18 protein-coding genes and 7 pseudogenes are annotated in these 20,549 nt (G+C 69.9%); 12 read left to right on the plus strand and 13 right to left on the minus strand.

Annotation, left to right across the window (positions count from 1 at the left end):
• Positions 1 to 125: 125 nt before the first annotated feature.
• From LCH29_RS04780 to LCH29_RS04790, 3 genes and pseudogenes are all read left to right on the plus strand, one after another.
• The gene (locus tag LCH29_RS04780) at positions 126 to 2,009 is read left to right on the plus strand and encodes a family 43 glycosylhydrolase (protein ID WP_446460420.1); all 1,884 of its coding nucleotides are present in this window, start codon (positions 126 to 128) and stop codon (positions 2,007 to 2,009) included.
• Positions 2,009 to 3,439 carry an RICIN domain-containing protein gene (locus LCH29_RS04785; RefSeq protein ID WP_446460421.1) on the plus strand — a complete coding sequence of 477 codons (1,431 nt, stop codon included), beginning with the start codon at positions 2,009 to 2,011 and terminating at the stop codon, positions 3,437 to 3,439. The genes LCH29_RS04780 and LCH29_RS04785 overlap by 1 nt, the downstream gene beginning before the upstream one ends.
• Before the next feature lie 169 nt (positions 3,440 to 3,608).
• Positions 3,609 to 5,141, plus strand: a pseudogene (locus LCH29_RS04790) (glycoside hydrolase family 127 protein); the annotation flags it as partial.
• A 17-nt stretch (positions 5,142 to 5,158) separates the two neighbouring features.
• Here the strand turns inward: LCH29_RS04790 and LCH29_RS04795 are convergent.
• Positions 5,159 to 5,401, minus strand: coding sequence for a hypothetical protein (locus LCH29_RS04795; protein ID WP_446460422.1), 243 nt, complete (start codon positions 5,399 to 5,401; stop codon positions 5,159 to 5,161).
• A 21-nt stretch (positions 5,402 to 5,422) separates the two neighbouring features.
• On the minus strand, positions 5,423 to 5,674 hold the full coding sequence (locus LCH29_RS04800; RefSeq protein WP_446460423.1) for a hypothetical protein: 252 nt from the start codon (positions 5,672 to 5,674) through the stop codon (positions 5,423 to 5,425).
• Positions 5,675 to 5,746: 72 nt separating this feature from the next.
• Between LCH29_RS04800 and LCH29_RS04805 the strand changes: the two genes are divergently transcribed.
• Positions 5,747 to 6,094 carry a LamG domain-containing protein gene (locus LCH29_RS04805; RefSeq protein WP_446460424.1) on the plus strand — a complete coding sequence of 116 codons (348 nt, stop codon included), beginning with the start codon at positions 5,747 to 5,749 and terminating at the stop codon, positions 6,092 to 6,094.
• Between the two features lie 68 nt (positions 6,095 to 6,162).
• A complete protein-coding gene (locus tag LCH29_RS04810) occupies positions 6,163 to 7,170 on the plus strand; it encodes an aldo/keto reductase (protein WP_123098412.1) in 1,008 nt (335 codons plus the stop codon).
• Between the two features lie 61 nt (positions 7,171 to 7,231).
• On the opposite strand, the gene LCH29_RS04815 is transcribed toward LCH29_RS04810, so the two are convergent.
• From LCH29_RS04815 to LCH29_RS04825, 3 genes are read right to left on the minus strand one after another with little or no spacing between them, the layout of a single operon-like run.
• Positions 7,232 to 7,999 (minus strand): enoyl-CoA hydratase-related protein, encoded by a 768-nt coding sequence (locus LCH29_RS04815; protein WP_446460425.1) that lies wholly within the window; start codon positions 7,997 to 7,999, stop codon positions 7,232 to 7,234.
• 34 nt (positions 8,000 to 8,033) lie between these two features.
• Positions 8,034 to 9,371, minus strand: a complete 1,338-nt coding sequence (locus LCH29_RS04820) for a hypothetical protein (protein WP_446460426.1) — start codon at positions 9,369 to 9,371, stop codon at positions 8,034 to 8,036.
• A complete protein-coding gene (locus LCH29_RS04825; RefSeq protein WP_446460427.1) occupies positions 9,368 to 10,990 on the minus strand; it encodes an amino acid adenylation domain-containing protein in 1,623 nt (540 codons plus the stop codon). The genes LCH29_RS04820 and LCH29_RS04825 overlap by 4 nt, the downstream gene beginning before the upstream one ends.
• A gap of 461 nt (positions 10,991 to 11,451) precedes the next feature.
• On the opposite strand from LCH29_RS04825, the gene LCH29_RS04830 reads away from it, so the two are divergent.
• Positions 11,452 to 12,492, plus strand: a complete 1,041-nt coding sequence (locus LCH29_RS04830) for a CobW family GTP-binding protein (RefSeq protein ID WP_446460428.1) — start codon at positions 11,452 to 11,454, stop codon at positions 12,490 to 12,492.
• 7 nt (positions 12,493 to 12,499) lie between these two features.
• Here the strand turns inward: LCH29_RS04830 and LCH29_RS04835 are convergent, their stop codons facing one another.
• The 3 genes and pseudogenes from LCH29_RS04835 to LCH29_RS04845 all read right to left on the minus strand — a co-directional run.
• Positions 12,500 to 12,934, minus strand: coding sequence for a VOC family protein (locus LCH29_RS04835; RefSeq protein WP_446460429.1), 435 nt, complete (start codon positions 12,932 to 12,934; stop codon positions 12,500 to 12,502).
• Positions 12,935 to 13,365: 431 nt separating this feature from the next.
• A pseudogene (locus LCH29_RS04840) lies at positions 13,366 to 13,758 on the minus strand (SDR family oxidoreductase); the annotation flags it as partial.
• Positions 13,745 to 14,038, minus strand: a pseudogene (locus tag LCH29_RS04845) (molybdopterin cofactor-binding domain-containing protein); the annotation flags it as partial. The pseudogenes LCH29_RS04840 and LCH29_RS04845, both read right to left, overlap by 14 nt.
• On the opposite strand from LCH29_RS04845, the pseudogene LCH29_RS04850 reads away from it, so the two are divergent.
• A pseudogene (locus tag LCH29_RS04850) lies at positions 13,992 to 14,291 on the plus strand (MmyB family transcriptional regulator); the annotation flags it as partial. The pseudogenes LCH29_RS04845 and LCH29_RS04850 overlap by 47 nt on opposite strands.
• 37 nt (positions 14,292 to 14,328) lie before the next feature.
• Here the strand turns inward: LCH29_RS04850 and LCH29_RS04855 are convergent.
• Positions 14,329 to 14,979, minus strand: coding sequence for a LysE family translocator (locus LCH29_RS04855; RefSeq protein WP_446460430.1), 651 nt, complete (start codon positions 14,977 to 14,979; stop codon positions 14,329 to 14,331).
• A gap of 149 nt (positions 14,980 to 15,128) precedes the next feature.
• Between LCH29_RS04855 and LCH29_RS04860 the strand changes: the two genes are divergently transcribed.
• The gene (locus tag LCH29_RS04860; protein ID WP_446460573.1) at positions 15,129 to 16,466 is read left to right on the plus strand and encodes an aminotransferase-like domain-containing protein; all 1,338 of its coding nucleotides are present in this window, start codon (positions 15,129 to 15,131) and stop codon (positions 16,464 to 16,466) included.
• Here the strand turns inward: LCH29_RS04860 and LCH29_RS04865 are convergent.
• Entirely contained in the window at positions 16,456 to 16,551 is a 96-nt protein-coding gene (locus LCH29_RS04865) for a hypothetical protein (protein WP_446460431.1), read from the minus strand. The two genes, LCH29_RS04860 and LCH29_RS04865, sit on opposite strands and share 11 nt — an antisense overlap.
• Before the next feature lie 287 nt (positions 16,552 to 16,838).
• Here LCH29_RS04865 and LCH29_RS04870 point away from each other — a divergent pair.
• Positions 16,839 to 17,303: pseudogene (locus tag LCH29_RS04870) on the plus strand (response regulator transcription factor); the annotation flags it as partial.
• Between the two features lie 24 nt (positions 17,304 to 17,327).
• Here the strand turns inward: LCH29_RS04870 and LCH29_RS04875 are convergent.
• Positions 17,328 to 17,549: a twin-arginine translocase TatA/TatE family subunit gene (locus LCH29_RS04875; RefSeq protein WP_446460432.1), complete on the minus strand. Its 222-nt coding sequence runs from the start codon at positions 17,547 to 17,549 to the stop codon at positions 17,328 to 17,330.
• Positions 17,550 to 17,714: 165 nt separating this feature from the next.
• On the opposite strand from LCH29_RS04875, the gene LCH29_RS04880 reads away from it, so the two are divergent.
• Positions 17,715 to 18,098 carry a BlaI/MecI/CopY family transcriptional regulator gene (locus tag LCH29_RS04880; RefSeq protein WP_446460433.1) on the plus strand — a complete coding sequence of 128 codons (384 nt, stop codon included), beginning with the start codon at positions 17,715 to 17,717 and terminating at the stop codon, positions 18,096 to 18,098.
• Between the two features lie 8 nt (positions 18,099 to 18,106).
• Entirely contained in the window at positions 18,107 to 19,036 is a 930-nt protein-coding gene (locus tag LCH29_RS04885; RefSeq protein ID WP_446460434.1) for a M56 family metallopeptidase, read from the plus strand.
• Here the strand turns inward: LCH29_RS04885 and LCH29_RS04890 are convergent.
• Positions 18,996 to 19,319, minus strand: a complete 324-nt coding sequence (locus tag LCH29_RS04890) for an ArsR/SmtB family transcription factor (protein ID WP_446460574.1) — start codon at positions 19,317 to 19,319, stop codon at positions 18,996 to 18,998. The genes LCH29_RS04885 and LCH29_RS04890 overlap by 41 nt on opposite strands.
• A 90-nt stretch (positions 19,320 to 19,409) precedes the next feature.
• Positions 19,410 to 19,862 (minus strand): annotated as a pseudogene (locus tag LCH29_RS04895) (tellurite resistance TerB family protein); the annotation flags it as partial.
• Positions 19,863 to 20,019: 157 nt separating this feature from the next.
• On the opposite strand from LCH29_RS04895, the pseudogene LCH29_RS04900 reads away from it, so the two are divergent.
• Positions 20,020 to 20,418, plus strand: a pseudogene (locus tag LCH29_RS04900) (TerD family protein); the annotation flags it as partial.
• Positions 20,419 to 20,549 lie beyond the last annotated feature (131 nt).

Consider the following 20,549-nt stretch of genomic DNA (forward strand, 5'->3'; position numbering starts at 1 on the left):
CGCACCCGTCTCAGGGGCTGTTGAAAGTCATCAGAACCCTTAATCTCCGAACAAATTCGATCAATGCATCACTCGGTCGACGGAGAGCGCGGGAGCCCCCGCATGCCCACAGCAGGAGAGCGACGATGAGCCGCAGTGACGGACAGCCCAGCCGCAGACGGGTTCTGATGGGTGCCCTGGCCCTGGGAACGGTGGCAGGAACCCCCGGCCTCGCCGGGGCCGCCACCCCCTCCGCGCGGGAGACGGCCGCCAAGGCCCCCCGGTACGTCAATCCGCTGGTCCGTAACCGCGCCGATCCGCACATCTTCAAGCACACCGACGGCTACTACTACTTCACCGCCACCGCCCCGGAGTACGACCGCATCATCCTGCGCCGCTCCAGAACGCTCGGCGGCCTCGCCACCGCGTCCGAGTCGGTGATCTGGAAGAAGCACACCAGCGGCGACATGGGCGCCCACATCTGGGCTCCGGAAATCCACTTCATCGACGGCAAGTGGTACGTCTACTTCGCGTCCGCGCCCGCGAACGACGTCTGGAAGATCCGGATGTGGGTGCTGGAGAACGCGAGCGCCAACCCCTTCGCCGGGACCTGGACCGAGAAGGGCCGCATCGCCACCCCCATCGACTCGTTCTCGCTGGACGCCACCACCTTCGTCCACCGCGGCACCCGCTATCTCCTCTGGGCCCAGAGCAACCCGGACGTCGGCAACAACTCCAGCATCTACATCGCCAAGATGGCCAACCCCTGGACCATCACCGGGCCGCAGGTGGAGATCTCCCGTCCGACCTACGACTGGGAGACCCGCGGCTACAAGGTCAACGAGGGCCCGTCCGTCCTCCAGAAGAACGGCAAACTCTTCCTCACCTACTCCGCCAGCGCCACCGACGCCAACTACTGCATGGGGCTGCTCACCGCCTCCGCGGACAGCGACCCGCTGGCCGCCGCCTCCTGGAAGAAGAGCCCTCAGCCGGTCTTCACCAGCAACGACACCACCAAGCAGTACGGCCCGGGCCACAACTCCTTCACCGTCGCCGAGGACGGCCGCACCGATGTCCTCGTCTACCACGCCCGCCAGTACAAGGACATCACCGGCGACCCGCTCAACGACCCCAACCGGCACACCCGCGTCCAGACCCTCGGCTGGAAGGCCGACGGCACCCCGGACTTCGGCATCCCCGTGGCCGACGGGCCCGCTCCGGACACCACGGCCGCCACCCGCTACACCATGACCGCCTTCACCAACAGCAGCGAATCCAACATGTACGTGTACGAGTCGCCGGACGCGCTCACCTACACGCTGCTCAAGGGACCGGCGTTCACCCCGCCTGCGGAGCTGATCCGCGACCCCAGCATCATCAAGCACACCGACGGCTACTACTACATCGTCTACACCACCAACTGGACCGGGAACACGATCGGTTTCGCGCGCAGCCGGGACCGGGTCAACTGGACCTTCGTCCGCAACCACACGCTGCCGCTCGCCGGGGTCGAGCGCACCTGGGCGCCCGAGTTCTTCGTCGATGCCAATGGCAGCGTCAACATCATCGTGTCGCTGGACACCACCGCCACAGCGGATTACATCTTCCGGCCGCATCTGCTCACCGCCACCAACGCCTCGCTCTCGTCCTGGACCACCCCGAAGCCGCTCACGGGCCTGGACAAGGCGAACTACATCGACACCTTCGTGGTCCGCCACGGCGGGCAGTACCACGCCTTCACCAAGCAGGAGACGACGAAGTACATCGAGTACGCGACCGCCACCAGCCTCGGCGGCCCCTACACCTTCCGCGGAACCGGCGACTGGGCGGGCTGGGGCAGCTGGCGCGAGGGCCCGGCGCTGGTGCCCCTGGCAGGCGGCGGCTGGCGGATCTACTTCGACGGCTACGCCGAGAAGAAGTACTACTACAGCGACAGCCTCGACGGTTTCCGGACCTGGACCCCGATCCGGCAGTTGCCGGGGCTCTCCGGATTCGCCCGCCACTTCACCGTCCTCAAGGAGGGCGTGTGATGGGCAGACGTCTGTGGGCCGTCACCGTGGCCGCCGTCCTGGGACTGCTCGCCCCGCTGGCGGGCGCCGGTACGGCGCAGGCGGCCCCCGCCACCATCGTCAACGCGACGCAGTTCACCACCACATCGGGAGAGGCGGTGCACGCGCACGGCGGCGGAGTCCTCAAGGTCGGCGCGTACTACTACTGGTTCGGCGAGAACCGCAACGCGGACAACACCTTCCGCTATGTGTCCGCCTACCGCTCCACCGACCTCAAGAGCTGGGAGTTCCGCCGCCACGTCCTTAACCAGGCCACGGACCCCGAGCTGGCCACCGCCAACATCGAGCGGCCCAAGGTCATCTACAACGAGCGCACCCAGCAGTTCGTGATGTGGATGCACAAGGAGAACGGCAGCGACTACAGCGAGGCGCGCGCCGCCGTCGCCACGTCCGCCACCGTCGACGGCGACTACACCTGGCGGGGCAGCTTCCGCCCGCTGGACCAGCACATGTCGCGCGACATCACCCTGTTCAAGGACAGCGACGGCACCGGCTACATGATCTCGGCCGCCCGGGAGAACTACGACCTGCACATCTACCGGCTGACCGACGACTACACCGCGGTGGCGAGCCTGGTGGCCAACCCCTGGCCCGGCGGCCACCGCGAGGCCCCGGCCCTCTTCAAGCGCGGCAACGTGTACTTCATGCTGACCTCCGGCGCCACCGGCTGGAACCCCAACCAGCAGCAGTACGCCACCGCCACCAGCATGGCCGGTCCCTGGAGCGCGATGCGCAACGTGGGCGACGCCACCGCCTACGGCTCGCAGACCGCGTACGTCCTGCCCGTGCAGGGCACCCGGGCGACCTCGTACCTGTACCTGGGCGACCGCTGGGGCAACTCCTTCGGCGGCAAGGTCAACGACTCGCGCTACGTGTGGCTGCCGCTGACCTTCCCCACCGCGACCACCATGACCATGGACTGGTATCCGCAGCTGACCATCGACACCGCGGCGGGCACCGTGACCGGCTCCGGCGGCCCGTACACCCCGCTGAAGGCCCGGCACAGCGGCAAGTGCGCCGACATCCTCTCCGCCGCGCAGACCGACGGCACCGCGGCCGTGCAGTACACCTGCAACGGCGGCGGCAACCAGCTGTTCTGGTCCAGGAACACGGGCGACGGGTACGTCCAGCTGATCGCACGGCACAGCTCCCAGTGCCTCACCGTGGCAGGCGGCTCCACCGCCGACGGCGCGGCGGTCGTCCAGTCGGCCTGCGGCACGGGCGCGCACCAGCAGTGGCAGGTCACGGACGCGGGCAGCGGCTACGTCCGGCTCGCCGCCCGTTCCAGCGGCAAGTGCCTGGACGTGGCCGACTCCTCCACGGCGGACAAGGCCGCCGTCATCCAGTGGAGTTGCACGGGCGGTGCCAACCAGCAGTGGCAGCGCGGCTGAACCCCCGTTCGGCGCTAGGCCGTTGACATCCCCGGAGGCGCCGGTAGCTTCACGTGCGCACGATGTCGGACCTTGTTCGTAATTTCGAACCTCCGTGAGGAGAGTCATGAACGAACCAGTCGACAGACGGCACTTCATCGCCACCACCGCCTCCGGGGCCGCCGCCGTGATGCTCACCGGGGCCGCCGGTGGCACCGCGGCGGCGGCCACGCCCGGCGCCGCCCCGGCCGCGGCCCCGCGGAAGCCCGGGGCGCTGACGAGCGTCCGGCCCTTCCCGCTCACCGCCGTGACCCTGCTCCCCGGCGCCTTCAAGGACAACCAGTCCCGCAACACCGCCTATCTGCGCTTCGTCGACATCGACCGGCTGCTGCACACCTTCCGCCTCAACGTCGGCATCGCCAGCAGCGCCAAGCCCTGCGGCGGCTGGGAGAGCCCGACCACCGAACTGCGCGGCCACAGCACCGGCCACCTCCTGTCCGGCCTCGCCCTGACCTACGCCAACACCGGCGACACCGCGCTCCTCGACAAGAGCCGCAAGCTGGTCTCCGCGCTCGCCGCCTGCCAGGCCAAATCCCCGGCGGCCGGCTACCGGACGGGCTATCTGTCGGCGTTCCCCGAGAACTTCTTCGACCGGCTGGAGTCCGGCAGCGGGGTCTGGGCCCCGTACTACACCATCCACAAGATCATGGCCGGGCTGGTCGACCAGTACCGGCTCGCGGGCAACGCCGAGGCCCTGGAGACCGTGCTGCGCCAGGCCGCCTGGGTCGACACCCGCACGGCGAGGCTCGGCTACGACCAGATGCAGCGCGTCCTGGAGACCGAGTACGGCGGCATGAACGACGTCCTCGCCGACCTGCACGCGATCACCGGCGACAGCCGGTGGCTGAAGGTCGCCGAGCGCTTCACCCACGCCCGCGTCTTCGACCCGCTCAGCCGGAACGAGGACCGGCTCGCCGGACTCCACGCCAACACCCAGATCCCCAAGATGGTCGGCGCCCTGCGGCTGTGGGAAGAGGGTCTGGACAGCCGCTACCGCACCATCGGCGAGAACTTCTGGAAGATCGTCACCGACCACCACACGTACGTCATCGGCGGCAACAGCAACGGCGAGGCCTTCCACGAACCCGACGCCATCGCCGCCCAGCTCAGCGGCAGCTGCTGCGAGAACTGCAATTCGTACAACATGCTCAAGCTCGCCCGGCTGATCCACTTCCACGCGCCCGAGCGCACCGACCTGCTCGACTACTACGAGCGCACCCTGTTCAACCAGATGCTCGGCGAACAGGACCCCGACTCGGCCCACGGCTTCAACATCTACTACACGGGCCTCGCCCCCGGCTCCTTCAAACAGCAGCCGTCCTTCATGGGCCCCGACCCGAACCAGTACTCCACCGACTACGACAACTTCTCCTGCGACCACGGCAGCGGCATGGAGACCCACGCCAAGTTCGCCGACACCATCTACACCCGCGGCGACCGCAGCCTCCTGGTGAACCTCTTCATCCCCTCCGAGGTGCGCTGGCAGGAGAAGGGCATCACCTGGCGCCAGACCACCGGCTTCCCCGACCAGCAGACCACCACCCTCACCGTCAGCTCCGGCGCGGCCTCCCTGGAACTGCGCGTCCGGATCCCCTCGTGGGCGTCCGGGGCCCGCGCCGGCCTCAACGGCACCACCCTCCCCGACCAGCCGAAACCCGGCAGCTGGCTGATCATCGACCGTCAGTGGAAGACCGGCGACCGGGTCGAGGTCACCCTCCCGATGAAGCTGAAGCTCGAACCCACCCCAGACGACCCCGACATCCAGGCCGTGCTGTACGGGCCCGTCGTGCTGGCCGGGGCGTACGGCACCGTCACCAGCATGACCATGCCACGCCTCAAGCAGGACTCCGTGGTCCAGCAGGCCACCAGCCCGATGCGCTTCACCGCCACCGCGGACGGGCAGAGCGTCACCCTGCTTCCCATCGCCCGCGTCCACCACCAGCGCTACAACGTGTACTGGCTCACCGGGCAGCCGCCCACCCCGCCGCCCGCCTTCGCCGCCTGGTACCGCTTCGACGAGACCTCCGGCACCGCCGCGGCCGACGCCACCGGCCGAGGCAAGACCGCCCGGCTCACCGGCGGCGCCACCTGGACCAAGGGCAGGACCGGCGGCGCCGTCGCGCTGAACGGCAGCAACGGGTACGTGACCCTCGCCGACGACCTCCTCGCGGGCGCCACCGCGTACACGGTCGCCACCTGGGTCCACTGGACGGCACCCCCGCCCAGTGGACCCGGATCTTCGACATCGGCACCGGTGTCACCGCCAACATGTTCCTCACCCCGATCGCCGACTCCGGGAAGCTGCGCTTCGCCATCACCGCGGGCGGAGGCGGCGCCGAGCAGCGCATCGAGGCCGCGCCGCTGCCCACCGGCCAGTGGACCCACGTCGCCGTCGCCTACGGCAGTGGCACCGCCGTCCTCTACGTCGGCGGGCGGGAGGTCGGCCGCAACACCCGCGTCACCGTCGAGCCGGTCCACTTCGGCAACCACATCCGCGCCGCCTACCTCGGCAAGTCGCAGTACCCGGATCCGTACCTCAAGGCCGCGTACGACGACTTCCGCGTGTACGGCCGGACACTCAGCGCGAATGAGGTCGCCACCCTGGCAGAAAGCTGACAAGCTCGGGCGGGCGGGCCACGGCCTGCCCGCCCCCGAACCGATCGGCATGGACAAGGACGACGTACATGGCCCACCTCGCGGCGGAGAACCGCTACGACTCCATGCAGTACCAGCGCTGCGGGCGCAGCGGCGTGCTGCTGCCGAAGGTCTCGCTCGGCCTGTGGCACAACTTCGGCGACACCCACCCGCTCGAGACCCAGCGCGCCGTGCTGCGCCGCGCCTTCGACCTCGGCGTCACCCACATCGACCTGGCCAACAACTACGGGCCACCGCCCGGCAGCGCCGAGAGCAACTTCGGCACGGTCTTCGCCCAGGACTTCCGCCCCTACCGCGACGAGCTGTTCATCGCGAGCAAGGCCGGATACCTGATGTGGCCCGGGCCGTACGGCGAGTGGGGCTCGCGCAAGTACATGCTGTCCAGCCTCGACCAGTCGCTGACCCGCATGGGCCTGGACTACGTCGACGTGTTCTACTCCCACCGCTTCGACCCGGACACCCCGCTCGAAGAGACGATGGGCGCGCTCGACAGCGCCGTTCGGCAGGGCAAGGCCCTCTACGCCGGGCTGTCGAACTACCCGCCGGAGGCCATCGCGGAGGCGGCCGCGATCCTGAAGGAGCTGCGCACCCCGTACCTGATCAACCAGCATCCGTACTCGATGCTCCAGCGCGGCGTCGAGGGCGGGGTGCTGGAGGCCTCCGCCGCGGCCGGTGCCGGTGTCATCGCCTTCTCGCCGCTCGCGCAGGGCCAGCTCACCGACCGCTACCTGAACGGTGTGCCCGCGGACTCCCGCATGGCGCTCGGCCACTTCCTCAAGCGCGACGCGCTCACCGAGGAGCGGCTGACGCTGCTGCACGCCCTCAACAAGATCGCCGGGGAGCGCGGCCAGACCCTCGCCCAGCTGGCGCTCGCCTGGGTGCTGCGGGATCCGCGGGTGGTCTCCGTGCTGATCGGCGCGAGCAGCGTCGCCCAGCTGGAGCAGAACATCGCGGTCCTGGACTCGCCCGGCTTCAGCGATGCCGAGCTGGCCGAGATCGACCGCCTCTCCGCCGAGGCGGGCGTCGAGATCCCCTGACCGGGCGCTTCCCGCCCCGCTCCCGGGCTCTTCCTGCACCAGGAGCGGGGACGGGCGGGTCTCAGCGGCCGGTGAAACGCGGAGCGCGCTTCTCGCGGAACGCGGCCATCCCCTCGGACTGGTCCTCGGTGGCGAACAGTGCGTGGAAGGCGCGCCGTTCGAACAGCAGCCCCTCGCGCAGCCCCACCTCCAGCGCCCGTTCCACCGCCTCGCGCGCCGCCATGACGGCCGGTTTGCCGTAGGAGGCGACGGTCGCGGCGAGGGCCGCCGCCTCCGCCGTCAGCCGGTCGTCGGGGACCACCCGGGAGACCAGCCCGGCGCGCTCCGCCTCCTGCGCGCCCATGGTGCGCCCGGTCAGGATCAGGTCCATCGCCTTGGCCTTTCCGACCAGTTTCGTCAGCCGCTGGGTGCCGCCGATGCCCGGGATCACACCCAGTTTGATCTCCGGCTGACCGAAGGTGGCCGATTCTCCGGCCAGGATGATGTCGCACATCATCGCCAGCTCGCAGCCGCCGCCCAGGGCGTAGCCGGACACCGCCGCGATCTTGGGGGTGCGCAGCGCGGCGAAGGCGTCCCAGCCCGCGAAGTAGTCCTCGGCGAACATCGCGACGGACGTCTTGGGCTCCATCTCCTTGATGTCGGCGCCCGCTGCGAACGCCCGCTCCGAGCCGGTGATCACGAAGCAGCCGGTCCCGGGGTCGCGGTCCAGTGGCCGCATCGCCTCGACCAGTTCGGCCAGCAGCCCGCTGCTGAGCGCATTGAGCACCTCGGGGCGGTGCAGCGTCACGGTGACGACGCGATCCTGTCGCTCGATCTTGATGAAGTTCACGGTGTCTCCCTTCCCAAGGGTTCCGGGGGCCGGTCTACGAGTCCCAGATGGCGCCGTACGCGGGGATCCCGCGGCACTCCAGGCCGTGGACCACCTGCCAGGTGAGCTTCTTGTTGGAGATGCAGATGACGGCCTCGGCCCCGAAGTCCGCGTACGCAGCGTGGGCGAGCCGGACCATGTCGGGCTTGCCGTGTTCGGAGGTGTCCCAGATGACCGCGTCGGGCTGGACGGCCAGGATCTCGTCCACCAGGGCGTCGCCGTAGGTCGTCCGGGGGTCGCGGGTCGCCCACACCAGCCGCGCCGGGACCTCCTGGGCCAGCAGATGAGGGAGGCAGGGGCCGATGCCGCTGCCGGTGGCCACGTAGACCACCTTGCGGAACAGGGTCTCGATGTTGGCCACGCCCGCGGTGGTGATGCCCTTCACCCACACCCGGGTCGGCGCGTCGTCGATGAAGGTGCCCGTCCAGTCCCCGGCGCGGGAGATGGTGAGCCGGAACCCCGACTCGCCCGGCGCCGGCACATTGGCGAACGAGTGCCACTCCCGCAGCGGGCTGCGGCTGATCGCCGTCGAGGACCCGGCGAAGGGCGTCACCCCGTGGTTGAAACGGGCGAGCGCCACATGGGCGGAGGGACGTTCGACGGCCACCGGCACCCGGCGCAGCCGCAGCCACGGCAGCGCGATGCTGAAGGTGATCACGGCCAGTACCCAGACGCCCGGCGCCGCCAGCAGCCGCCCGGCGGCCGACCCCTCGCCGGGCGCGTCGAGCGTGGTCAGCACGGTCTGCGCCCAGAAGAGCACGAGCGCCGCCCAGCCGCCGAAGCGGTGGGTCTTCTCGAAGTGGTCGTGGAACCGCGCCCGGAAGGGCGGCAGCGCCGTGGCCGTGATCCCGATCAGCAGGACGACCAGGGCGTACGAGACGATGAGCGTCGCCGCCGGGGCGGTGTGCCGGGTCAGCGAGGCCACCAGGGCGAGGAACCAGAGGGTGCCCGCGAGGGCGCCGCCGACGTGCACCCCGCCGAAGTGGTAGACCTTCGCCAGCGTCCACCGGATCCTCAGCGGCCAGCTGGTGGGCGCCGCGGTGGCGATGCGGAAGAGCAGATTGATGACGTACTGCTGGCGGATGACGATGGCCACCGCGAAGTTGACGAGCGCCGCGTCGGAGAGCGTACGAGGCGTCAGGCCACCGCCCGAACGGGACAGCAGGAACGCCAGGTTGACCGCGAGGACCAGGGCGATGAGGCGGTTGTAGTGCATCAGGCGCGGATGCTTCAGCAGCCCGCGCACCCCCGGTGTCCGGGGCGGCAGCGGCAGGTCCGCGGCGCGCGGCGGCGCTTCGGCGCGGGGTGTGGTCACGATGCGAGGTGTGGTCACGACGCCACCTCACCGGCCGTGCGGCGCTCGGCGGCCAGCCGCAGCAGAGCCGACTTGTCGACCTTTCCGCGGCTGGTGAGCGGCAGCGCGGGGAGGGTGTGGACGGCCACCGGCACGCAGTAGTAGGGGAGGGCCCGGGCCACGGCCTGCCGCGCCGACTCGGGGTCGACCCGCAGCGGGGCGGCGAAGGACACCAGACTGCGGTCGTCCAGCTTGAGCGTCACCGCGCGGACGCAGCCGGGGACCGCTTCGAGGACGGCCGATACGGAGTCCAGCTCGACCCGGAAGCCCCGCACCTTGACCTGGTCGTCGGTGCGGCCCAGGTGCTCCAGCTCGCCGTCGGGCGTCCAGCGGCCCAGGTCGCGGGTGCGGAACATCAGCCGCCCGCCGCCGAGGAACGGGTCGGGCGCGTACCGTTCCGCGGTGAGCCGCGGATTGTGCAGATAGCCCGCCGACACGCAGTCGCCACCGGCCCACATCTCACCGGTCTCGCCGATGGCACACGGACGCCGCTCGGCGTCCAGGACGTACACGGTGTTGTTGGGGGTCGGCCGTCCGACGGTCAGCCGCAGCGCCGCCGGGTCATGGCGCTGCATGGTGTTGACGATCGTGGTCTCCGTCGGCCCGCACGCGTTGTAGAAGGTGCAGACCCGGGCCCAGCGGTCGGCGAGCGCGCGCGGACACGGCTCCCCGGCGACGGCCGCGACCTTGACCCGCCCGCACAGCTCCGGGTCGACCGCGCTGAGCACGGTGGGGGTCGCGATGACCACGTCCACCCGGCGCACGGTCTCGGCGATGTCGGCGCCACGGATGACCAGGGTGGCGCCGTGGCTCAGACAGCCGAGGATCTCCCACGCGGCCATGTCGAAGGCCACGTTGAGGATCTGGGACACCCGCAGCCCGGGCCGCATCCCTAAGTTCCCGGGCTCGGTGAGCAGGAGGTTGCACACATTGCGATGGGTGACGGTGACCCCGTTGGGCGCTCCCGTGGTGCCGGAGGTGAACAGGATGTAGCAGCCGTCGTCCGGTGTCACGGGCCGGGCGGGGGCGAAGGGGCGTCCGGTCCCCTCGCCGTCGAAGGGGTCGAACGAATCGAAGGAGTCGGCCATCGCGGTGTCGATCGGGACGACGGTGTGGCCGGGTGGCGCCGGAATGCGGTCCGCGTAGGCGGACGTCGTCAGGATCACCCGGGTCGACGCCGTACGGATGACATGGCCGAGCTGGGCCGGGGGCGCCAGGCCCGCGTCCTGCGGCACATAGGCCGCGCCCGCCTTCAGGGTCGCCAGCAGCCCGACGAGCATGGGGATGGAGCGCCGGACGAACAGCGCGACGTGGTCGCCGGGGCGCACGCCCAGCCGGGCGAGCCGTGCCGCCAGCCGTCCGGCCTGCCGGTCCAGCTCCCCGTAGGTGATCGTCTCGCCGAGGTGCTCGGCCGCGACGGCGAGCGGGGACGCGGTGGCGTGCCGCTCGATGGCCTGGTGGATCAGGGAACAGGGCGGTGTGGTCGCCGGTCCCTGGCCGAACCGCTGGAACAGCCGCCGGTCCGTGCCGGAGAGATGCCGGAGGGGATCGGCGGGCCACTCCGGTCGTGCGTCCCGATGCAGGGTGTGTATCCGCATATGTCGCCCACTCTCGTTCGACAAGTCGGTCGTTGTTCGGCTGATGGAGCCGCGTGCGGGCACGAAGAGCCCAGGTACGGAGGTGAGGGTGAAAAGTGATGAGCCGTTTGAAGTGCGACAGGTGGCACGTCGGCGAGGAGATCAGGCCCCGCCGGCCAGGTCACATGCGCACCGTGTGGCACGTGATCATCAGCCGTCTCGCTTGCTTGAGAGCTTAAGGACGTGCGCGGCGCGCACGGAAGACGGGCGACGGGCACAAGTTGGCCAGGATCCCACTAGAGTGCACCCGCGCGGAAAGAGATGCCTTGTGGCCTTGATGCCGACCTGGTAGCGGCAGAAGCGGGGCGGTGCCACCGAAACTGACACCATGTCATCCCGCTCGCCGATGGCCGAGATCCGCCCCGGGCCGCCGTCCGGATAGCATGGACGGCCCGCCCGCACCGCCGCACGGAGACAGAGCCTTGGCCACACAACGGATCCCGGTCCTTCTCATCACGGGTTTCCTGGGTTCCGGAAAAACCACGATGCTCAACCATCTGATGCGCGACAGCGTGGACACCCGGATCGGGGTCATCGTCAACGACTTCGGCAGCATCAACATCGACGCCATGGCCGTCGCCGGACAGGTCGACTCGATGATCCCCATCGAGAACGGCTGTCTGTGCTGCGCCGCCGACGCCTCCGAAATGGACGAGATGCTCGACCGGCTCACCGACCCGGAGCTGCGCATCGACGTGGTCGTGATCGAGGCGAGCGGTCTGGCCGAACCGCAGAGCATGATCCGTACGCTGCTGTCCAGCGGCAACCAGCGCATCCGCTACGGCGGCCTGGTGGAGGTCGTGGACGCCGCCGAGTTCGCGAGCACCCGCGACCGCCATCCCGAGCTGGACCGCCATGTGCGCGACGCCGACCTGATCGTGCTCAACAAGACCGACCGGGTGGGGGAGGAGGAGCGGCAACGCGTCCTGGACACCGTCGCCGAGATCGCCCCGGGGCTGCCCGTCCTCACCGCCGAGCACGGCCGCGTCGACCCCGGTCTCCTCTTCGACCACGAGCCCCGGGACACCCCCGAAGAGCGCTTCCGGCAGCTGTCGTTCGCCGACGTGTGTGCCGACGAGCACGACCACGGCCGCCATCTCCACGCCGCCTACGAGAGCGTTGAATTCACCTCGGCCGAGCCGCTGGACCCGCGCCGGTTCATGGAGTTCCTCGACGCCCGGCCCGCGGGCCTCTACCGCCTCAAGGGCTTCGTCCACTTCGCGGGCGCCGAACCTCAGCGGAAGTACGGCCTCCACGCCGTCGGCGCGTACCTGCGGTTCCAGCCGGTGCCCTGGGAGCGCGGGGAACCCCGCACCACCCAGCTGGTGATGATCGGCACCGGCATCGACGCCGACACCCTCACCAAGCGGCTGACCGACTGCGTCGCGACCGGTCCGGACTCGGAGCAGGTCGACGAGCGGCACATGATGGGAGTGCTGCGCTACGTGGACGACGCGGACTAGAGGGGCGTTACGGAGTGCCGAAATCGGGAAGGGTGACCGAGCCGTCCTCGGCGAGCGGGAACCCGGGGTTGTACGCGACTTCCCAGACGTGGCCGTCCGGGTCGGTGAAGGCGCTGGAGTAGAAGCCGATGGCGTTGACGGCCGCGGGCTTGGTGATCGTCCCACCGGCCCGTTCCGCCGCCGCGAGCAGAGCGTCGACCTCCGCCTCGGACCGCACGTTGTGCGCCAGGGCGATCCCGCCGAACCCGGCCGCGGGCCCCGGCTCCAGCCCGCAGTCCCGCGCCAGCTTGTCGCGCCCCCACAGGACCACTCCCAGGCCGCCCGCCTGGAAGAACACGGTCTCCTCGACTTCCTGCCCCCGCCAGCCCAGGGCCTCGTAGAAGGCCTTGGCCCGAGCGAGATCGGAGACGCCCAGCGTGACCAACGTGATGCGCTGTTCCATGCGAGCACGGTATTACGGCTCGGAGCAGCTGCGAGCACAGCGCCCCGACGAAGACGCGATGAGGAACTGGTCGCGTACGCTGCGCGGTCGCGGTCACCCTGGACGACCACGACCCCTGGCACGGTTTCGTCGGCTACGTGGAGGCCGCCTGTGCGATGCAGGCCGCCGACTACGGCTTCGCCGACGTACTGACCATGACCTTCCCCACCGCCAAGGCCCTGGAGGAGCGCCGCGACGACCCCTGCCCGTGGCCCCCTGCCCGACTCGCCCGAGCACGATGCCATCCAATCCACTTACTCGATGGTCACCCCGAGCCCCGCCGACACGGATGACACCACTTGGTGGAGAGGCGTCGTCACCGGCGTCATGCACGCCCGGAAGCGGTCACAGCCAACGCGCCGCGGATCGCGGGCACGACTCCTTGGCGGTCGCTATCGGGCGACGTAGCCGCCGTCGACGGGCAGGGCGGCGCCGACGACGAAGCCGGATCCGGGGCTGCACAGCCACAGGACGGCCTGGGCGATTTCGTCCGCGGTGCCGAGCCGGTTGATGGGCTGGTTGGCTTCGGCCTCGGCGCGGTCCAGCTCTCCATTGGCGATCATGTCGCTGACCATGGGGGTGTCGATGGTGCCGGGGCAGATGGCGTGGATGCGGATGCCGCGCGAGGCGTATTCGAGGGCGGTGCTGGTGGTCAGGCCGATGACTCCGTGCTTGGAGGCGTGGCAGGAGACGCGGCCGGGGATGCCGACGAGACCGCCGAGGGAGGAGCAGTTGACGATGGCGCCGCTGCCTTGGACGCGCATGTGGCGCAATTCGTGCTTCATGGGAGGGCCGGAAGCCGGTCCCGAAGTACATCTGCCTGCGGCTCAACACCAGCTTGACCGGACGGCCCGTCTCCCGGGCGGCCAGCGCGGCGACGACCACGTGGGGCCAGCAGCGCAACCCACTTCCGAAGACACCTCCGACGAACGGCGAGATGACGCGGACGGAGTCCATGGGCAGGTCGAACACCGTGGAGTATTCGGTCTGCGTACCCACCACCCACTGCGTCTTGCCGACCGGCCTGATCGGCGAACTCGTCACCCGTAGCGAGGAGTTCCGCACCGCCTGGGCCAAGCACAACGTCCGCCTTCACCACACCGGCCGCAAGTCCTTCCGCCACCCCGCCATCGGCGTGATCACCCTCGACTTCGACGCCATGGAACTGCCCGCTCAGCCCGGCCTGACCCTCACCGCCTACAGCGCCGCCCCCGGCACACCCGATCACGACACCCTGCGTCTCCTGGCCGCCTGGGCCGCCACCGAGACCGACCAGCCCACCGGAAGACCGGCGTCCCGCGGCCAACAGGACGGATGAGCGCCGCACACAGCGACAAGTGGGCCGGGGGTACCCGTCAGCTGGAACGCGCCCCAGGGTTCGACGTGTCGAGGGCCAGCGTGATGGCCAGCGTGCCGAGCACCGTCCCCATCATGTAGCGCTGCACCTTGAGCCAGGAGGGTCGTCGTGAGAGGAACACGGCGATGGTTCCCGCGGCCAACACGATGGTCAGGTTCACCGCAACGCTCACCACGATCTGGATGGAGCCGAGCAGCAGGCCCTGGAAGAGGACATGGCCCGCGTCCATGTTGATGAACTGCGGGATGAGCGAGAGGTACATGATGGCAATCTTGGGGTTGAGCAGGTTCGTCATCAGACCCATCGTGAACAGCTTGCGCGGCGAGTCCCGCGTGACGTCCTGCGGCGCGAAGGCGGAGACACCGCCCGGCTTCAGAGCGGTCCAGGCGAGATGGGCGAGATAGACCGCACCGGCCAGCTTCACGGCGACGTACAGCTCGGGCACGGCGAGGAAGACGACCGACAGGCCCAGATTCGCTGCCAGCAGATAGACCATGAAGCCCAGGGCGACACCGCCGAGGGAGATCATGCCGGCACCTTTCCCCTGGGTGATGCTGCGGGACACCAAATAGATCATGTTCGGGCCCGGGGTGAGCACCATCCCCAGAGCCACCGTCACGACGCCGAGGATGCCGCTCAGCTCAATCATGAATACCCCTCAAGGTGAACCCGCAACGGATGCACCGAGGTGGCGGGAGAGCCGGTGCCGCCTCAGAGCAATGCCGAGTGTATTCCCCGTCTGATCTCAGAGCAACAATGGATATTGCACTCAGTGCAATATCGTGCTTGGATGGCGCCGTGAAGGACTACCAGAGCGTCGCCGACACCGTGGCCGAGGAGATCAGGTCGGGCATGCTCAGGCCGGGCGATCGGCTTCCCCCTCAGCGAGAGTTCGCCCAGCGGCACGGCATCGCCAACTCCACGGCGACGCGGGTCTATCAGGAGCTCGCCCGGCGCGGCCTCACCGTGGGCGAGGTGGGCCGCGGCACGTTCGTACGCGCGGCTCCCCGCACATCCGCCCCCGCGTTCACCGAGCCCACCACCAGCAGAATCGACCTCGAGCTCAACTACCCCGTGGTGCCCGAGCAGGCTGAGCTGCTGGCCACTGGGCTCGGCGGGCTGTTGCGACCCGATGTCCTGGAGTCCGTGCTGCAACCGGTCGGCGCGGCAGGCACCCCCGACACCCGGGAGGCCGCCGCCGATCTACTCGCCCGCGGCGGCTGGCGCCCCGATCCGGCGCAGGTTCTGTTCGCCGGTAACGGGCGTCAGGCAATCTCGGCCGTCATCACCGCCCTGGTGCCACCCGGCACCCGGCTGGGCGTCGAAGAGCTGACCTACCCGGTGATCAAGTCGATCGCCGCCCGGCTCGGGATCGTCCTCGTGCCGCTGGCCATGGACGCCGAGGGGCTCATCCCGGAGGCCGTCGAGGAGGCTCACCGCAGCGGTCCACTGAGCGCTGTCTATGTACAGCCGACCCTCCACAACCCACTGTCGCTGACCATGCCCCCAGAGCGGGTGGAGCGGCTTGCCGACGTGCTTCTGCGGTGGGGAATCCCTGCGGTCGAGGACGCCATCTGGTCCTTCCTCCGTGACGATCTGCCGCCGCTCGCGGCACTCGCCCCCGAACGGACAGTCCTCGTCGACAGCCTTTCCAAGCGGCTCGCCCCCGGCCTGACGCTGGGGTATGCGGTGGCACCCGCTGCGGCCGCGGGAAGCGTCGCCACCTCGCTGCGTTCGGGTGGGTGGACACCCATGCGGTTCGCCCTGGAAGCGGCGTCCCACTGGCAGACGGACGGAACGGTGAAGGCGCTCGTCCAGGCCAAGCAGCGGGAAGCCCGCGTACGCCAGGAGATCGCGGGTGAACTCCTCGGCGACTTCACGGTGCAGAGCGATCCGCTTTCCTACTACTGTTGGTGGCAGCTGCCTCGCCCGTGGCGTGCGGACACATTCGTGGCCGCAGCAGCGCGGCACGGCATCGGGGTGGCCCCGGCAGCCGCGTTCACCGTCAGCGGCAATCACGCCCCCAACGCGATCCGGCTGGGACTCGCCTCACCGCGGATCGACGTCCTGCCCCAGGCGCTCTCCACGCTCGCCGCACTCGCCCGGTCCGCCCCCGACGACTTCGTCACGGACTGACGTCCGGTTCCCTGAAGCGCGCGGCGAGTTCGCTGCGGGAACGGATGCCCAGCTTGGAGTAGACGTGCGTCAGGTGGTACTGCACGGTCTTGACCGAGATGAACAGCTCCAGCGCCGTCTACTGGCTGGCCACGCTCTCCGACCGCAAGACCACCCGCGCCTTCGGCATCACCGTCATGGCGGCACTGACGGTCGCGTCGACGGTCTCCGACTCCATGGACCGTCTCTCCCTGGTGCTCAGGACGATCGGCCCCTTCTTCTGGCTGCTGCTGCCGCTCGCCGCCGGCACCATGACCGGCCTGCGGCGCGCCTACCTGGCATCGGTGCAGGCCCGCGCCGAACACGCCGAGCGCACCCGGGAGGAGGCACGGCTGCGCGTCACCGGCCGCCACCCGGGTCCTCATCCTGACGACGTTCGAGACCGAGGACTACGTCGCCCATGCGCTGCGCGCCGGTGCCAGCGGCTTCCTCGGCAAGGACGTCACCGCCGACACCCTGCTGGCGGGCCTGCGCACGGTGGCCTCCGGCGAGGCCCTCCTGTCACCTGCCGCGACCCGCACCCTCATCACGAACTTCCTCATGACCCCCGCCCCCGACACCCACCTCGCGCCCCCGGAGTGCCTGTCCGAACTCACCGGCCGTGAACGCGAGGTGATGGGCCTGGCCGCCGAGGGCAAGTCCAACACCGAGATCGCCGAGGTCCTCACCCTCAGCCCGCTGACCGTGCGCACACACATCCACCGCGCGATGACGAAACTGGGCGCCCGCGACCGCGCCCAACTGGTCGTCATCGCTTACCAGACGGGCCTGGCCCAGGCGGCCCCGCCCGCCCCATGACCGCGGAGGGTGTCGTCGACGTTCTCAGGACGGGTCCTTGCGCGTGACGTCGCCGGGGGAGGCCCGAATGACGCGTGGGGTGTTCGGGGCGTTGGCCGAGGTGTCGTCGGCCTTCATGGCCCTGGCCTCGCCTTTGAGGATGCGGGCCGCTTTGCCCGCGGAGCGGGTGAGGTCGGGGAGCTTCTTGGCGCCGATCAGGACGATGGCGACGATGAGGAGGAGAGCGAGCTCGCTGAGGCCGAACATGGGTGGGTGGTCCCCTCCGGTAGGTGGCGGCCCGTGACGTGGGCCGCGAACGACGACGGTAATCTACGGCACTGTAGAAATATGGGCCAGGGTGCCGTTGGATCGCGTGGCTACGATGAACCACCCCGCCCGGGCATGGGCGGCAGTTGACCGGAGGGAGACGGGGTGAGAGACCAGGGGCGCGGCCGACGGCGCGGTCAGGGTGAGCTGGAGGCGCAGGTGCTGGCGGCTCTGCGTGAGGCGCCGGAGCCCGCGAGCGCGGCGTGGGTCCAGGAGAAGCTCGGCGGTGCTCTGGCCTATACGACCGTGATCACCATTCTGACGCGGCTGCTGGCCAAGGGCGCGGTGACGCGGGAGAAGGCCGGCCGGTCCTTCGTGTGGACGGCGGCGGCCGACGAGGCGGGTCTGGCCGCCTTGCGGATGCGGCGGGTGCTGGACAAGGAGGACGATCGCGAAGCGGTGCTGGCCAGCTTCGTGACCGGCCTGTCGCAGCAGGACGAGCAGATGTTGCGGGAACTGTTGGCACGGGCCAGGGAAGCGGAGGAGTAGAGGAGTTCATGGGGGTCTTCGTCTTCCTGCCGCTGGTGTTGCCCTTGACTGCGTGGCCGATCGCCCGGCTGGCGGAGCAGCATCTGCACCCGCGTGCGGCGACCTGGTTGCTGTCCGCGGTGGCCGGGGTGTTCGCGGTGTGCAGCACGCTGTGCCTGGGGCTGCTGATGGTGGTCGGCACGGCCCAGTTGCCCGGCAACCCGCTGCCCGACGGCTGGTCGGACCCGGAGGTGCGCGAAGCCGTTCCGTACGACGAGGTGGCGGGCAAGGCCGCCATTCCCGCGCTGTTCGCCGTGCTCGCCGCGTGCACCCGGGCGCTGTGGCGCCACCAGCGCGTACGGCGCCGCGCCGAGCGCGCCCTCGCGGGCCTGCCCGCCACCCCGGTGGCGGTGCTGCCCGACGAGGCGCCGTACGCCTACGCCCTGCCGGGCAGGCGGGACCGCGTCGTGGTGAGCACCGGGATGCTCGCCGGGCTGGACTCGGCCGAGCGCCGGGCCCTGTTCGCCCACGAGCGCACGCATCTCGCCCGCCGCCACCACCGGTTCCTGCTCACCGTGCAACTCGCGGCGTGGGCCAACCCGTTCCTGCGTCCGCTGCGGACCGCGGTCACCTACACGGCCGAGCGGTGGGCGGACGAGGAGGCGGCACAGACGGTCGGCAACCGGCGCACCGTGGCGCGGGCGATCGGCAAGTCCGCGCTGATGTCCCGGGGCGCGCCGGTCGGCACGCTGGCGGGCTTCGCCGCCACGGGGCCGGTGCCCCGCCGGGTGGCCGCGCTGCTGCGCCCCGCTCCCGCGGGGCGCATCTGGCCGCCCGCGTTCACCACGGTGGGCCTGGCCGCATGGGGTGCCGCGGTGGGCACGACGGCGTCGGCGCTGTCCTCGGCGAACTCGGCGGTCACCCTGTTCCTGATCCTCCACGCGGCCACCCCGATGTAACCGGGTCGCCGGTGTCCTGCGGTGTCGATGGGACGAGCAGGAAGGAATGGAGCTGTCCGAGGAGTTCGGTGATGTTCTCCTGGTCGGTGCGGTAGCGGACGAGCTTGCCGGTACGCACCGACTTGAGCAGCCCGCCGCGTCGGAGGACGGCGAGGTGCTCGGACGTGGTCGACGCACCGAGTCCGGCGCGTTCGGCGGCCTCGCCGACCGTCAGCTCCTCGCCGTTGGCGAAGTGCGAGAAGAGCTTCTGGCGCGTCCCGCTGGCCAGCGCCTTGAGGAACACCTGGAGCTCGTCTGCGGGCAGGGCGGCCCCGGGGTGCGTCTCCTGCTCTACGTCGGGCCGGAAGGCCTGGTCGTCGGCCGTGTGCGGTTCCAGGTCGAACTCGGCCGGAGGAATGTCCAGGGCGAAGCAGACTTCGCGGACGACGGCCCGTTCGCTGTCGTCGAAGTGGCCGTCGGCACCACCGATGACGATGCCGATCTGGACGACGGCCCGTGCCTCGGCGGGCTTCTTCTTCGCCTTGCTGATCTCCTGTATCGCGCTGACCTTGCCGAGGTCGAAGTCCACGGTCAGCTTGTCGAGGTTCTCCTCGAAGCGGCGGTGCAGATCGTCCGAAGGGAAGGTCTGGAGCACATCGTTGGTGGCGATGAGCTGGGCGACGCGTTCCCGCTCCGAGGGATCGATCCTGCCGTCCGCCGCCGCCACCAGGGCGCACATCGCGATGCTGGCGTCCCGGAAGGCTCCGCTCTTCAGGTGGCTCTTCTTCGCCGTGAGCTGAGCCTGCATCGATTGGACCGAGTCCTTGAGGCGGTCCCACAGCGCCATCTGCATCTCCTTGTCGGTACTCCCCATCGCGTGACGTGGAAAGAGAAAACTACAGGTTTGTAGAGAGGTGCCGCGAAGGGGGTTGTACTTCCGCGGGGCCTGGTGGCTTCACATGATCGGTCACCTGCCTCCATGACTTCTACGGTCCTGTAGATTTTCCCTTGGTCGGGCACGCGGCCCGAGCAGACGGTGTTTCCAGCCCGGCCTCGCTGGCGTGGTCGCGGGCCTCGGCCGGAAGGTGAACACCGGCCCGGGTGACGTGGACCTCGACGCCAGTGCGCTGGTGCTGGGCGTGGACGGCCGGATCCTCTCGGACGAGCATTTCGTCTTCTTCAACAACCGTGCCACGCCCGACAGCGCCGTTCGGCACACCGGCGACAACAGGACGGGCGAGGGTGAAGGGGGCGACGAGCTGACCGAGGGCGGCCGCGATGAGACAGCGATGGTGTTCGGCCAGCTGTACCGGCGGGACGGGGAGTGGAAGTTCCGCGCGATCGGCCAGGGTCATGCGTCGGGTCTGCTCGGAATCGCCAAGGACTGTGGCGTCGATGTGTGAGCGTTTAAGGGACACCATGCGCAGGACGCTGCCGTAAGGCTCCGGTGTCCGGGTGCGTGGCGACGACGCCTCACGGCCGGGCGGGGTGGAAGGGCCGGGTGGCCCGGAGGGCGGTGCTGGAGGCGCCGTCG

Source organism: Streptomyces sp. BRA346 (genome assembly GCF_052851135.1).